This is a genomic window from Psychrobacter sp. TWP2-1-2 (genome assembly GCF_049896785.1).
Taxonomy (GTDB): Bacteria; Pseudomonadota; Gammaproteobacteria; order Pseudomonadales; family Moraxellaceae; genus Psychrobacter.
Window position 1 is genome coordinate 298,883 of sequence record NZ_JAFCVA010000002.1, and the last position, 14,419, is coordinate 313,301.

Below are 14,419 nucleotides of genomic sequence, written 5' to 3' on the forward strand. Positions count from 1 at the left end.
TTGGCTTTTTAATTAAAATAACTCTTCAGATATTACTTAACGCTTTTGCTTTTACTGAGATTTCTATTTATAGTAAGCGTTTTCGGTACGGGTATGATCGGTTTCATCAATCACTTGGGTCAGCTCTGGAATTTGTTGTTTCAGCTGCACTTCAACGCCTTGACGTAAGGTCATGTCAACGGCTGAACAGCCTTGGCAACCACCACCAAACTTCAATACCGCAGTCAGACCAACGCCTTCTTCATCAATCAGTTCAAGCAACTGTACGTCGCCACCATGCGCCGCTAAGCCGGGATTAATCTCTGACTGCAATACGTAGTTGATACGCTCTTCGACACTGGCATCCGCACCCACTTTAGGCACTTTAGAATTTGGTGCACGGAAGGTCAGCTGACCACCAAAACGGTCTTTATTATAATCAATCACCGCATCTTCTAAATAAGGAACTGACGCCGCTTCGATAAAGGCAGAAAAACTGTCATACGTAAAACGCAGGTCAGCGCTATCCTCTTCGCCCGGTTGGTTATAAGCCATACAGCACTCTGCACGCGGCGTACCTGGATGCTCAACGAAAATACGCACGCCGATACCATCGGTATCCTGCTTGGATAACAAATCTGCTAAGTAGCTTTGGGCTGACTCAGTAATAGTAATATTGCTTTTTGCTACAGTTTGCTCAGTATCTAGCGCTGATTCATAGTCTGCTGACTGGTCTAGTTGGCTCTCAGCTTGGTTGTGCTCACTCATAATATGTCCTATGCGTTATGACACAAACGCTATATCTGTCATGGCTACTGTGTCGTGAATTTAAAATTAGGTAGCGGGTATAAGTTATGCGGGTTATCAATCATTACGGTCTGTTGTCTTAAAATACGGACTGCCGTTGTTATAACATTTTGCTCAATTTATAGCAGCTATTATAACGTACTCAGACGACAATTCCGACTGCGCTACTGTGAATTAAACCAAAATGCTCACAAATGACTGCTATCGGTTTTATCAATGCTTTATTAACAATGACGAAATAGTTACGATAAATAGCGCTTATCTAATGATTGATATATCCCCTACTATATAAAGACAGCTACCGTGATTATCAAGCACCTAGAACACTAACTAACCACCTACTTTCTTCCGAATGCTACGGCATGTCTAACACTGTGTGAAACCATACAACCAAAGCACTTATCATGTTTGCTATTTTCTAGCGCTAGTTTTAGATCTATTTACAAGGTAAAGTGTATTGTCATAAATATCTTTTTATAGGTTTACTTATTGATTATTATATTAGGCATTCTTGTTGCCCTTATTATAGTCGTCGCGCTTTTAGTACCGGAGGGTGTTGACTATACCAAAGCTGTAAAAGAAATTATGTCTCGCTATATCAAAATTCATGTAGCGTTGGTATTTTTTCGTAATCCATTACTCCAGTTGATATTCTTTTATATTGACTATAGAGATCGCTTAGATATCGAAGAAAAGAGGATGTTCAAACGTTATTTTATAACGCAATTTTTTAGCATCTTTATATTTATTACTATAATTTTCATTGTTAAACATTACATTTGAGCTAGCAGAAATTTCATATTTTAGTTGAATCAATCTTATGATGACACAAACACTGAATCTAGTAACGACCAAAGACGATGAACAAGTAGCCGTTTGGAAGATTGTGGATAATACAAAAGACGAAACAAAGAGCGATACCCCTACCACCAATACCTTTGCCATAAAATCGCAAAACATATTTTTGACGCACGGCACGTTTTCGGACAAACAAACCTGTTTGAAAATCGCTGAGTATCTAGCCCGCCTCGGTCATCATTGCTACATCATGGAATGGCGCGGTCATGGCGCAAGCTCAATACCCAAAGAAAAATTCAATTTCGAAACGGTTGCAACCTATGACTATGAAGCGACTTTTCGCTACCTTTTTGAGGAATTAAAACTCGATAATCTACATTGCGTCACCCATAGCGGCGGCGGGGTTGGCTTAACGATGTTTTTGATCCAGTATCCCTGCTATATCGATAAGATTAATAGCGCCAGCATGTTTGCCTGCCAAGCTTATGGCGCTGCAATAAATCCGATAAATCATACTAAAATTCTTGTAGCAAAATTATTCACGCGGCTGGTTGGCTATATCCCTGCTAAAAAAATCAAGCTAGGGCCTTTTAATGAAAGCTATCATATGATGAACCAGTGGTACGACTGGAATCTACAAAAAAACTTTAACAGCAGTTTTCTTAAGCAACGTACATTTAATACAGCCAGCATGGATACATTCGCCGCTGATGATGCACCTTTAGACTACCGGCAACAGATGCCAAAAATCACGATACCTATCTATGCTATCAGCGCAAAAGGCGACAATTTCATCTCCCCTACTCGTGGTTGTCAGCTGTTTTTTGAACCCTTTAAAAACCCTGCCAATATTTTTCGAGAATACTCGCTCAGCCATGGGGATTTGGACGATTATACGCACAGCCGCATTATGATCAGTCGCAATGCGGCGACAGAGATTTGGCCAACAGTTACCGCGTGGATTGAGCAGCACGCCCGTTAAAATAGCGGTGCGGTTGTAGCCTAACTACAGCATGGTACGAACTATAATCAGAAACCGCACACCTCTAAACATCTTTATACTTGTCAGCGAGTGATAGGCTGTGTCAGTATTGGCGTCATTACTTTTTACTCAATAAATTTTAACCAATGAAATATCCGTAGTAGGAAAGTGGCGTATATGAGCGAATCATCAGAGCAAAGTTCAGCTAAAGATAATAAACACTATCGTTATTTGGTTTTTATCGGGCGTTTCCAGCCCTTCCATCGTGGACATAAAGCGGTCATTGACGAAGCATTGAAGCGTGCTGATAATGTCATTATGTTGATCGGCTCTGCTAACTTACCGCGTAGTTTACGCAATCCATTCAGCGTCGCTGAGCGTGCTGCCATGATTAAAGGCGCATATTCAGCAGAAGCAGCAGCACGTATTCACTGCGTTGCTCTAGATGATGCACTCTACAACGACACACGCTGGCTACAGTACGTGCAAGCAGGCGTGAAGTCTATCACTGGTGATTTGCAAACTGATATCGGCTTGATTGGTCATTCCAAAGACAGCTCCTCATATTATTTATCACTATTCCCCAACTGGGCGTCCGTCTCAGTACCGAGCTATCACAATCTATCCGCCACCCCAATTCGTGATAGCTATCTAATGGGCGCGACCCCGACTCCTGAACGCACGCCTGAATCGACGCGCAAGGTTCTGAATGATTTCAAAAAGACAGACGAATATCAAAATCTGCACGAAGAAGCGGACTTTATTGATAAATATAAAAGACAGTGGGAATCAGCGCCTTATCCACCAACCTTTATGACAGCAGATGCCCTAATTGTCCAGTCAGGACATATTCTATTGGTTGAGCGTCGTAGTATGCCAGGGCGCGGATTGTGGGCACTGCCGGGTGGGTTTTTAAACCCAAAAGAGACACTATTTGACGCCTGTATCCGTGAGCTCCGTGAGGAGACTCGCCTTAAAGTCCCTGAGCCAGTATTGCGCGGCTCTTGTCATAGTCAGCATACCTTTGACGACCCATATCGCTCAGCACGTGGTCGTACGATTACCCAAGCCTTTTATTTTCAACTTAAAAATGACCCAAAAGGCTTGCCAAAAGTGAAAGGCGGCGACGATGCAGCCACGGCTTTTTGGTTACCACTCGCTGAGCTTGACGCTACCATGATGTTTGAAGACCATTATGCAATTATTACTAAAATGGTTGGTTTGTAGGTTTTATCAGACGATTATCCGATTTTTCATTAACAATTTTCCACGCCCAAGCTGATAGACAGCAAGGGCTAACCGCCGTAACTGTTCTTTCATTAACGCAGCTACGGCAACTCAAAGCAGAGGAGTTCTGTGATGTATACCAGCAATTTAAATAATTTAATTCTAAATAGTGACAGCTACAAAACCTCACATTGGGTGCAATACCCAAAAGGTAGTGAGTATCTGTCCAGCTACATTGAGGCGCGTAAAGGTGACTACGATGTGGTGTTCTTTGGCTTGCAAGCCTTTATTAAAGAATATCTAAGCACGCCAATCACTCATCAAGACATTGATGAAGCCGAAATGGTCATTCAAGCACACGGTTTGACTTTTAACCGTGCTGGCTGGGAACGTTTGGTTGATAAACATGGCGGTTATTTACCACTGCGCATCGAAGCCATACCTGAGGGTAGCATCGTACCCGTGTCCAACGTCGTCTGCCAAGTTATCAATACCGATCCTGAGTTTTATTGGTTGCCAAGCTATATCGAGACTGCCTTGCTTCGTGCCATCTGGTATCCATCAACCGTCGCTAGTGTCTCGCATTATTGCAAAGGCATCATTCGTCAAGCGTTAGAAAAATCAGCAGACAATACCGAATCACTCACTTTTCGTTTGCACGATTTCGGCTCGCGCGGGGCATCTAGTCAAGAGTCTGTCGCGCTCGGCAGCTTAGCGCATTTGGTGAACTTTTCTGGTACCGATTCGATGACAGCGTTGGTGGCTGCCAGCCGCTGGTACCACATGGATAAGGACATGCCAGCCTTTTCTATTCCTGCCGCTGAGCATAGCACTATGACCGCATGGGGTCGTGATGGCGAAACCGCTGCTTTTGCCAATATGATTGAGCAGTTTGGCGGCGCTGGTAAAAGCTTCTCAGTGGTCTCTGACAGCTATGACTTATGGAACGCCATTGATAATATCTGGGGCGGCAGCTTAAAAGATGATGTAAAAAATATGGGCGGGACTTTGGTTATCCGACCCGATAGTGGTGAGCCTGCCAAAGTGGTTCGCGAAGCCTTAGAGCGCTTGGCAGTAAAATTTGGAACAACAATTAATAGTAAAGGCTATAAAGTGCTGCCTGATTATGTACGTGTCATCCAAGGGGATGGCATAAGCCCACAAAGCTTAACTAAGATCATTGAGGTGATCATGAAAGCAGGCTTTAGCGCAGAGAATGTGACATTTGGTATGGGCGGTGGTCTATTACAACAAGTCAACCGCGACACCATGAGCTGGGCGATGAAAGCCAGTGCTATCTCTATCGATGGCACATGGACAGACATCTATAAAGACCCTATTACCAGCCGCTCAAAACGCTCAAAGAAGGGACGTTTGGCGCTGGTCAAAAACAGCAATGGACAGCTAAAAACCATCAAGGCTGAAGACCTATCTGCAGACGCAGATAACCTACTGCGTGATATTTATGTCGATGGTAAATTATTAATTGAAGACAATCTCACCACTATTCGGGAGCGTGCAGGATGGTAGTAATATGATAAATAGCAATAAAATCGCCTCGGTGGCAAGAGATGTACTGCTTGCTCCTATTTATTTTTATCAAGGGCGCAAAATTAAGCGTGATACGGTACGTCTACCTGAGCCAAATGGTGAAAGGCACGGGCAAGTTCAATTAAATGACGCGATTGAGTCGCCAAAAGAAGCGCACAAGCGGACATTAAACCTAATGGTCGTTGGCGATTCGGCGGCGGCTGGCGTCGGTAGTGAGACGCAGCAAGAGGCGCTTGTCGGTAACTTAATTCCTGTTTTGACGCAGCAGTCTGCTATCCAAAATCAGTTTGATATACTGAACTGGTCATTGCAAGCGACGACGGGGCATACCAGCTTTGATATCTTGCGTAGGCTTTATGTTCTACCCGCGCCTAGCCAGCCTGTTGATGTGATGGTACTGAGTGTCGGCGTCAACGACACCACATCTAAAGTCTCTGTGGATAAATGGCAACAGCAAATTGAAAGTATTATCGCTATCGCTCAGCGTAAATTTGGCGTGCGAGAGTTGATTTTTTTAAGCCTGCCGCCGATGGCACAAATGCCTGCGATACCTGCTCCGCTAAGTAATTTTTTGGGTGCTAAAGCCTCTATCCTTGATAACACGTTGCAGCAAGTTTGCGCCGCTCATGATAGTGTCACTTATATGGCCACTGACTTTCCAAGAATGATAGCAGAGCATTCAAACGGGTCACCCATCGATATCAAAGTGATGTTTGCCAGTGACGGTTTTCATCCTAGCAGCCTCATGTATGGCTATTGGGCGCAGCAATTGTCAGAGTTGATTATACAGTTACTGAACCCTTCCGATGCTGAGTTGACTGATTAAAAACCATTGAGCCATTAATTCTAAAAATCTAAATAAAAAAAACCGCTGAATAGTCAGCGGTTTTTTTATGTTCTTAATACTATAGCTGTGCATGTTTGAAAAAACACATGCTCAAAATAATATCACGCAATACGTGTGAATTATTCTGCAGCGTCAGTATCAGCAGCTTTCTTACGGCCACCAAATGCACCAAAGCGTTTGTTGAAGCTAGCAACACGGCCTTCAGTAGAAGTTTTGCGTTGTTCGCCAGTATAGAATGGATGCGACGCACTTGAGATATCAAGTGGGTAGTATGGATATTCTGACCCTTCGTATTCACGAGTGGTTTTGGTTTTAACGGTTGAACGAGTTAAGAAAAACACGTCAGCGTTAGTGTCATGGAATAAAACTTCTTGGTAATTAGGATGGATATCTTTACGCATAATAAACTCTCTATGTCCGATGTATGTATAGCGCTCTTGAACACCATCTTAGACGATGTGTCAAACAAGTCATGACATACGTAACTGAGGCACTAAGGGACATTGATAAGTATGGCAGCTGCGTCACTGGCTTATTCCAGCACCCAACACCATTCCTCTGCTCACTTAGCCTTTCCCCAGCGGGAAAATCAAACCGCGATTTTAACGGTTTTTACCGCTAGACGCAAGCAGCAGTTGTGAGTGATATATGTGATAAGTTGTGACCAAAATCTCTATTTTGTTGAGAGGCATACGCTATATTAGTATAATATTAAATAAATTAAAATAACCAATAGACATTTTAAGTTTAGATTTATTTAATAATTTATTTTTGATATTCATCACTTGTCAATGATGATGATGATGATGATGGATACCGTCTTATTTCGTCTCATTAATCAAGCACCCACTATTTATAAACACTCAATAAGGACAATATAATGATAAATACTGTTATGAAGAATAGCGCAAAAGCCCTGCTTATCAGCTCAGCACTGGCACTCACTACTGTTGCAGGTGCGGCATTACCTAATCAATGGCAATTAGACGACTCGCATACCCGTGTGGGATTTTCTGTCAATCACTTAGGATTTTCGACCACCATGGGTCATTTTAACGACGTCAAAGGGGTCGTAAATTACGATGTTAAAGCACCCAGTAAAACCAATATGAGCTTCACCATTGCAACCGATAGCATTGACACCAATTGGGATGCACGTGATGAGCATTTAAAAAAGGCTGAATTTTTTAACGTCGCCAAATATCCAACCATGACCTTTAAATCAACCAGCGTAAAATTTATAAATCCGCAACAAGCCAAGGTCACAGGTGACTTTACTATGCTGGGTCAAACCAAACCATTAACTTTGGATGTGACTTTGAATAAAATCGCCAACAGCCCTCTTACCAAAGAGCCAGTTATTGGCTTCCGTGCAACGGGTAATATTGATCGCGCAGCCTATGGTATGACAGCTTTCGCAGATGGCATTACCACCAATGTCCCGATCCAAATCGATGGTGAGTTGATAGAGAAAAAAGCGCAAACCAACAAAAAATCTAAATAAGTCTAATTTTAGCCAAGCACAAATCTCTACATACTCTAAAAAAAGCAGCCATCATAATGGCTGCTTTTTTGACAATAATGAATCAACTCACTCGACATTTATATATATTCAATAAATCGCATAAATACTTTCTATTTGCTTGTTAACCTCAGTTTTTATTGTTATATTCATATATACGGATTTACGAATATAAAACATAACACTGAGGGAGCAGAAAGATGGATACAGTACAGGTAGACTTTGCCGAGATAAATAAAGACTGGGATAAAAACATCGCTGATTATCACTTTGATATTTATCACTTATCTGGTTGGATTGCTGCGTCAGCTATTGTCGATAAAGGCACTCCTCAAGGAGTGATTGCCACTTATAACAATAAAAAAATCTTTTTACCTCTTATTATAAGAGAACTCGACTCAGAGCATTGGGATGCGACTTCTACTTATGGTTACGGCGGTCCTGTCATGGATAAGTCTCTCACTGATGCCGAATTAGACATAATATTGGCAGAAGTAAGGGGTTTTCTCTTAGCAAAAGGCTGTGTGTCTTTATTCATGCGACTGCATCCAATCATCAATAAAGAGTGGCTACCAACGGTCGGCAAAGCACTCACTCATGGATTGACATTGATGTCTGACTTGGGTAAATCTGAAGAGGAGCACTGGAGCGAGACTCAAAATCGTCATCGTAGAGGCATTAAAAAAGCCTTAAAAATGGATGTCGTGACAAAAATTGAGCGTTTAACCAGAGAGAATGCAGTGATGTTTTCCAATATTTACAAAGAAACGATGGCGCAGGTGAAGGCAGATCAGTACTACTTCTTTGATGATGATTACTTTTTTAATTTGCTCGAAAATCTGCAAGACAGAATACTACTGATAACTGCCTATCAGGATAATAAAGCCATTGGTTCCTCTATCTACACGATCTGCAAAGAATCGGGCATTATGCAATTTCATCTCGGAGGCACGCTCAACGCCTATACCCATCTACAACCTTCCAAACTCATTACCCATGTGGCTCGTGATTGGGGCCGAACCAATCATTATAAATTACTGCATCTTGGCGGCGGCGTAGGCTCTAATCTCGATTCTTTATACGAGTATAAAAAAGGGTTTAGCTCACAAGAGTTATTATTCAAAACTTATAGACTCGTCGTTAATCCAGCAAAATACGCAGCATTAGTCGCTGATAGCTGGTTCACCGAAAATGATTTACGCTCCGACTTTTTCCCTTTATATAGAAAAGAGCCTACTAAAGAAACTATCTTGGAGACTGAACAAGCTGAAGCTTTGGCAGATATTTGATCGCGTTATTTTACTATTCTAATCAGTCAAGCCAATAAAAAAGCAGCCATTACGATGGCTACTTTTTTGATGCTAATCGTCTTTAACTTCACTACGTAATAGGGTTACTTTACTTGGTTTTGACGATATGCCAAACGCCCAGTTTATTGTCGCCATCTTTATCGCCGACCTTGGTATCATTTGCATAGAAATATAACGGTTTACCATTTACCGCCCATTGATACTTGCCATCTTCGCGCTGAAACGCTGCAAACTGCCCTGACGCTTTGGCATTACTCGGTGCCATAAATGCTGGCCAAGCAATTAGACAGGCACTCCCACACTCTGATTTGTTGATCCCATCTTTGTCAAAGGTATATAAGGTCATGTGATTGCTTGCATCGACTAACATGCCGTTTTTACTCGCGACTGGCGCGGTATTTTTATTGGTGGCTTGTACATCATGCATGCCAGAATCATCATTGCCGAATACATTGTTTAACGTAGTACAACCAGTAAGCGTTAAAACACCAGTGAGAGCCGATAATATAAGCATACGTTTCATAATAACTTCCTTGTCATTTTGATTGTGATTATGATTGTCATCATAAATTTCTATTTGGATTTTTCTCATCGTCAGACTATTTAAGCAGCAAAAAAACCTATCGCTGACTTCAAGCAGTTTTAATATAGCATATGCAACAGCGCAGTCGTTTCTATCCATATATAAATTTACAAAAGCTTATGTATTTGCAAATTGGGTAAACTGGCATAGCCATTCATTGACAAAACTCACCTATCTACTTACGTATTTGCCGTCATATTGGTTGTCATTTTTCGTAGAATACCCTATACAGCTTAAGAATTACTACACAATGACAAATATGACCCTTGCGGCTTCATATGCATATTGAACTTGACGTCCTTTGCACGCATATCAATAGTTATAAACGGCTTAGAACAACATCCATTAGGACAAAAATTTTAAAATAAAACATTTAACAAATACACCGAGCATGACCTGCTGTAACTGCTATTAAGGATATAACAACGACAATGACTCACTCTTTCATTAAAAACCCAGTGGAAAACCAAGCGCACTCTGCCAAACGCGTCGGTATTCTTGGTGGTGGTACGGCAGGAGCAACCATTGCTATCCGCTTAGCGGCATTGGGGCTTGAAACTTACGTATTTGAAAAAAACAAATCGCTAATTGATGGTCCACCGATGTGTCACTTGCATGCTGGCGGCAATCTATACCGCGAGATTCCTGATGAAGATTGTGTGGCTCTCCTAAAACAATGTATCGATATATTGCGCCTTTATCCTTATACTATCGATGTTCGCCCAACAGTATTTGCCGTACCAACTCGCGATGAGGGCTTGCCAGAAGATTTGCTACCACGTCTTGATATCTTGACTGATGCGTATCGTAAGCTTATCGCCGAAGATGCTAATAACAAAGTGTTGGGCGAACCTGAAAACTATTATCAGCTTTATAGTCATGAGCAACTCATTGCGCTGTCAGAACGTGAACAAGTCACTGTGCCGCGGTCAGTTGATGAATGGATGATACCAGTCGCTAAGTATTTGGACTTGAATAAAGTCAAGTTTCCACTGATTGTCGTGCAAGAGTACGGCTGGAATATTTTTCGCTTGGCGGCCTCTGCGCAATTGGCATTAGCCGATTATGAGCATGCACACGTCTTTACCGATACACAAGTTAAGCAAGTAATGCCTGTTGATTGTGAAAATTGCTCAAACGCAGACCACCACGTCACTAAATGGCGTATTGATTATCAGCGAGCTGCCAGCTCTGAAACTAAGCTTGCAACCGAATCTGAGACCAAAAATACAACCGAATCTATCGAAGTGGATTACTTAATCAACGCTTGCGGTTTTCGTACTGGCGTCATCGATGATATGGTCGGGGTCAAAGTCACGCGTATGGTCGAGTTTAAATCGTCTTATATTACCCATTGGGATGATACTGGCGGACAGATACCGGAGATTATCGTTTATGGCAGTCGCGGCACACCAGAAGGCATGGCTCAACTCACGCCTTATCCCGGTGGTTATTTTCAAATACATGGCATGAGCAAATTTATCACGCTATTCGATGATGGCTTGGTCGCCTCTAGCAAAGACAGCGCCCAACCTAAGCTGCCGCCACAGTATGTGCACTACATCGAAGATGGCTGGGATAAAGCACCGTTACAAGCGCGTAGTCAGCAAGCGATTGATTATGTAGCGGAGTTTGTACCGACCTTCCATAGCGCACGTACGGTCGGTAACGCGCTATATGGTGGGCAGCAAATTCCCGGTGAGGACGATACGCTGCGAGTGGCTGATGTCAGCTTATACTCTAATATTCGCTATGCTCGTGCGGAAAACGTCAAAGCATCCTCGACTTTGATTGCTGCCGATCAAATCGTTGATGAATTGACTGAACTTGGCTTAATCGATCATGACACGCCAGCCAACCGCAATCGTTATGCTCATAATTGGGCGTATTTGACAAAACACGATAGCGTGGCAATTGATGAAGTCGCGCGCACACTCGCTGAGCAACGCGGCTTTCCATTAGCTATGGCTGATGTGAATCACGGTATTGATGAGACACCTTTAGATGATTTAAACGTTGATAATGATTCAAGTGCTACTGAGATTTAACAAACGTTCTATTAAAAATTGAAAAAAAAGGAGAGAACGGCTAACAATCAGCCTTTCTCTCCTTTCTTATGGATAAAGCATTTATAGATAAAAGCATTTATAAATAAAAATATGTGCTCTTAACTACCAGCCATTTTTTCGGTATCGACTGCATCGTCTATTTTTACGACTGTTTTTAATAGGTCAATGGCTTCGTTAATCGTGTTACATACCACCAAACGTTCCAAATCTTCTTGCTTCATAAAACCTTGGTCAGCCGTATATGTTAAGTGCTCGATCATACGATCATAGAAACCATTGATATTCAGAATAATCATCGGTTTTTCATGTTGATATAGCTGACGCCACGTGGCGATTTCCATAATTTCCTCTAAAGTACCAAGCCCGCCCGGCAAGGTAATAAAAGCATCTGCATACTCCGCCATCACGGTTTTGCGAGTGTGCATGGTATCTGTCAAATGCAGGCGAGTCAGCTGCTCATGAGCAATCTCATGTTTGAGCATAAACGTTGGAATCACACCGACCGCTTGCGCGCCGCCTTGAATCACCTCATCTGCAACGGCACCCATCAGCCCGATGCTCGCGCCGCCGTAGACCAAACCCATGCCATTGTCGGCAAGCGCACTACCCAGCTCGCGAGCTGCCTGCTCGTAGACTTCATTATTGCCCAAACGCGAACCACAATAAACCGCTACCAACGGCATCGTTAACGTTGATTTATCCACTGCTTTTTCAATATTGGTAATGTCTTGACTGGTAATGACTTCATAAGTGTCATTGTTAATTTTCATTTGCATATAGCTTCCTTAATTTTTATATCGATTGTTTTTGTTAAATACTCGTTAAAACCCTAATGGATAATACCACCCCAGATAAATAGCATAGAACTTGAAAGTCACAATTGAACGCCTTGCTTGCCAGCATTTATCTTAACATAAGCGATGCTATCAGGTGGCTATCAGCTAATTTAAGCGGTTTATCACTACGTAATGACTACATTTTAAGAGCAGATTATTGATAAATAATTGCAAATAAATAACCACTCCACACCGCATAGAACCCTAACAATATGAAGGTTAAAGCATGGAAAATAAACAGTGTCAGACGGATATTTATTCACTGAGTATCATGACTGAGCGCAATCAGGCATTGGCAGCGACTGTCTATCGTCCTAAAAATGAGGTGAAAGCAGCGGTCATGATCGCGCCAGCGACCGGTATCAAACGCCAGTTTTATCACAATTTTGCCACTCACTTAGCAGAAAATGGCTTTGGTGTACTAACCTTTGACAATGAAGGCATCGGTGAATCGCTGTCGTCTGCATTGGCTAAATGCGATGCATCGCTGATTAGCTGGGGTCGCCATGATATGCCAGCCGTCCTTGATGCATTGCAAGATGAATTTGCCGACGCCACTTATCATTTAATTGGTCATAGTGCAGGCGGTCAGCTGCTAGGTTTGATGCCAAATTATAAGGCGCTTACTTCGGTATTTAATGTCGCCTGCTCATCAGGTCGTATTAAAAATATGAGCATGCCCTATAAACTCAAGGCGATGGGTTTTATGGATGCCTTTATTCCACTCGCCAACTTGACGTTAGGGTACACGCCGTCAGATAAAATTGGTATGGGCGAACCGCTACCACGGGGCGTGTCTCGGCAGTGGCGCGAATGGTGTAATGGCGCAGGCTATATCAAAACAGCCTTTGGCAAAAGTATACAAACGCACTTTTATGATGACATGACTATGCCATCATTATGGCTGGGGTTTAGTGATGATGACATTGCCAATAGCAAAAATATGGATGATATGATTCGTGTTTTTACTAAAATGCCAGTCGAAAAGCAGTTTTTAGATCCCAAAAACTTTGGTCTAAACAGCATCGGTCATATGCGCTATTTTAGTAGCAGAACCAGTGCTAAAGCACCGCAGCTTTGGCAAATGGCAGTTGATTGGCTAAAGAATCAATAGACTTCAGAGCCTATTTAACTACGGATTCGTTTATTGATTCTTTCATGTTTTCTGCCTGTTCTACTTTGACACGCTTGGTTAAGGCAGAATAAAGCGACGGCTGCATATTATGGATATTACCCAGCATCCATTTCACGTAGCTGATAGGCACGTCTTTAATCAGCGTGCCTTTATGTTTGCCAAAGGGCATTTTGCTCACTGGATTGGCTTTATTGGCGATAGCATGGACAGCAGCAAAATCCGTCGGTGCAATGGCTAGGCGCTCACAACACGCCTGATAAAGCAGATAACACATACGTGCATCACCCAGCGCATCATGAGCGGCAATCGTCATCCTGCTTGCTTCCTCTTTGCCTAATAATTGCTCGATACATTTGGACTGACCATAAGCACTCCACTCTGGAAAAGCCACACGTGCCAGCCGAACCGTACATATCAACTTAGTAGACGGACTGCCAATAACCCGCCAATCAAAGCGGACGTTATGACCAATCAAATACTGTGGCAACTCAAACGCCTCTAAATCAAAGCGCTCAAGACCAGCGACATCCTCATCGGTGATACCATGAATTCTAATGACAACTGGCGATATCGAGCGACCACTATTAAAATACTTCATCCACTCAAAACCCGTCACTACATTAATAGTCGCCACTTGAATCGGACGCGGATCACGACCTTGATCGGTTTCGGTATCGATAATCAGCGCAGTGTCAGTCATAAAGATTCAGCCATAGATAACAATAATAGATAACAACAATAGATAGCAACATTGGTATTTTATGTAACGTTTT

At 42.5% G+C, this 14,419-nt stretch carries 13 protein-coding genes; 8 read left to right on the plus strand and 5 right to left on the minus strand.

The window, feature by feature from the left end; all coding sequences use genetic code 11:
* Window positions 1-63: 63 nt before the first annotated feature.
* A complete protein-coding gene (gene nfuA / locus ACP7AE_RS03195; RefSeq protein ID WP_045455268.1) occupies window positions 64-747 on the minus strand; it encodes a Fe-S biogenesis protein NfuA in 684 nt (227 codons plus the stop codon).
* A gap of 859 nt (window positions 748-1,606) precedes the next feature.
* Here nfuA and ACP7AE_RS03200 point away from each other — a divergent pair.
* The 4 genes from ACP7AE_RS03200 to ACP7AE_RS03215 all read left to right on the plus strand — a co-directional run bounded on the left by ACP7AE_RS03200 (window position 1,607) and on the right by ACP7AE_RS03215 (window position 6,170).
* A complete protein-coding gene (locus ACP7AE_RS03200; protein WP_201540656.1) occupies window positions 1,607-2,566 on the plus strand; it encodes an alpha/beta fold hydrolase in 960 nt (319 codons plus the stop codon).
* Window positions 2,567-2,743: 177 nt separating this feature from the next.
* Window positions 2,744-3,793 (plus strand): bifunctional nicotinamide-nucleotide adenylyltransferase/Nudix hydroxylase, encoded by a 1,050-nt coding sequence (locus ACP7AE_RS03205; protein WP_426241288.1) that lies wholly within the window; start codon window positions 2,744-2,746, stop codon window positions 3,791-3,793.
* A 132-nt stretch (window positions 3,794-3,925) separates the two neighbouring features.
* Window positions 3,926-5,323, plus strand: a complete 1,398-nt coding sequence (locus ACP7AE_RS03210) for a nicotinate phosphoribosyltransferase (RefSeq protein WP_201540658.1) — start codon at window positions 3,926-3,928, stop codon at window positions 5,321-5,323.
* Between the two features lie 4 nt (window positions 5,324-5,327).
* Window positions 5,328-6,170 (plus strand): SGNH/GDSL hydrolase family protein, encoded by an 843-nt coding sequence (locus tag ACP7AE_RS03215; protein WP_426241290.1) that lies wholly within the window; start codon window positions 5,328-5,330, stop codon window positions 6,168-6,170.
* 140 nt (window positions 6,171-6,310) lie between these two features.
* On the opposite strand, the gene ACP7AE_RS03220 is transcribed toward ACP7AE_RS03215, so the two are convergent.
* Window positions 6,311-6,592: a type B 50S ribosomal protein L31 gene (locus tag ACP7AE_RS03220; RefSeq protein WP_011281173.1), complete on the minus strand. Its 282-nt coding sequence runs from the start codon at window positions 6,590-6,592 to the stop codon at window positions 6,311-6,313.
* Between the two features lie 479 nt (window positions 6,593-7,071).
* On the opposite strand from ACP7AE_RS03220, the gene ACP7AE_RS03225 reads away from it, so the two are divergent.
* Both ACP7AE_RS03225 and ACP7AE_RS03230 read left to right on the plus strand, forming a co-directional pair.
* Window positions 7,072-7,695 carry a YceI family protein gene (locus tag ACP7AE_RS03225; RefSeq protein ID WP_193008921.1) on the plus strand — a complete coding sequence of 208 codons (624 nt, stop codon included), beginning with the start codon at window positions 7,072-7,074 and terminating at the stop codon, window positions 7,693-7,695.
* A 218-nt stretch (window positions 7,696-7,913) separates the two neighbouring features.
* Window positions 7,914-9,002 (plus strand): hypothetical protein, encoded by a 1,089-nt coding sequence (locus ACP7AE_RS03230; protein ID WP_426241293.1) that lies wholly within the window; start codon window positions 7,914-7,916, stop codon window positions 9,000-9,002.
* Between the two features lie 109 nt (window positions 9,003-9,111).
* Here ACP7AE_RS03230 and ACP7AE_RS03235 read toward each other — a convergent pair whose 3' ends face one another.
* Window positions 9,112-9,546, minus strand: coding sequence for a COG4315 family predicted lipoprotein (locus tag ACP7AE_RS03235; protein WP_426241295.1), 435 nt, complete (start codon window positions 9,544-9,546; stop codon window positions 9,112-9,114).
* A 491-nt stretch (window positions 9,547-10,037) separates the two neighbouring features.
* Between ACP7AE_RS03235 and ACP7AE_RS03240 the strand changes: the two genes are divergently transcribed.
* Entirely contained in the window at window positions 10,038-11,654 is a 1,617-nt protein-coding gene (locus tag ACP7AE_RS03240) for an FAD-dependent oxidoreductase (protein WP_426241297.1), read from the plus strand.
* A gap of 119 nt (window positions 11,655-11,773) precedes the next feature.
* Here ACP7AE_RS03240 and ACP7AE_RS03245 read toward each other — a convergent pair whose 3' ends face one another.
* Window positions 11,774-12,451, minus strand: coding sequence for a TIGR00730 family Rossman fold protein (locus ACP7AE_RS03245; protein WP_426241299.1), 678 nt, complete (start codon window positions 12,449-12,451; stop codon window positions 11,774-11,776).
* Between the two features lie 286 nt (window positions 12,452-12,737).
* On the opposite strand from ACP7AE_RS03245, the gene ACP7AE_RS03250 reads away from it, so the two are divergent.
* Entirely contained in the window at window positions 12,738-13,625 is an 888-nt protein-coding gene (locus tag ACP7AE_RS03250; RefSeq protein ID WP_426241301.1) for an alpha/beta fold hydrolase, read from the plus strand.
* Window positions 13,626-13,635: 10 nt separating this feature from the next.
* On the opposite strand, the gene ACP7AE_RS03255 is transcribed toward ACP7AE_RS03250, so the two are convergent.
* Window positions 13,636-14,346: a putative quorum-sensing-regulated virulence factor gene (locus tag ACP7AE_RS03255; RefSeq protein WP_426241303.1), complete on the minus strand. Its 711-nt coding sequence runs from the start codon at window positions 14,344-14,346 to the stop codon at window positions 13,636-13,638.
* Window positions 14,347-14,419 lie beyond the last annotated feature (73 nt).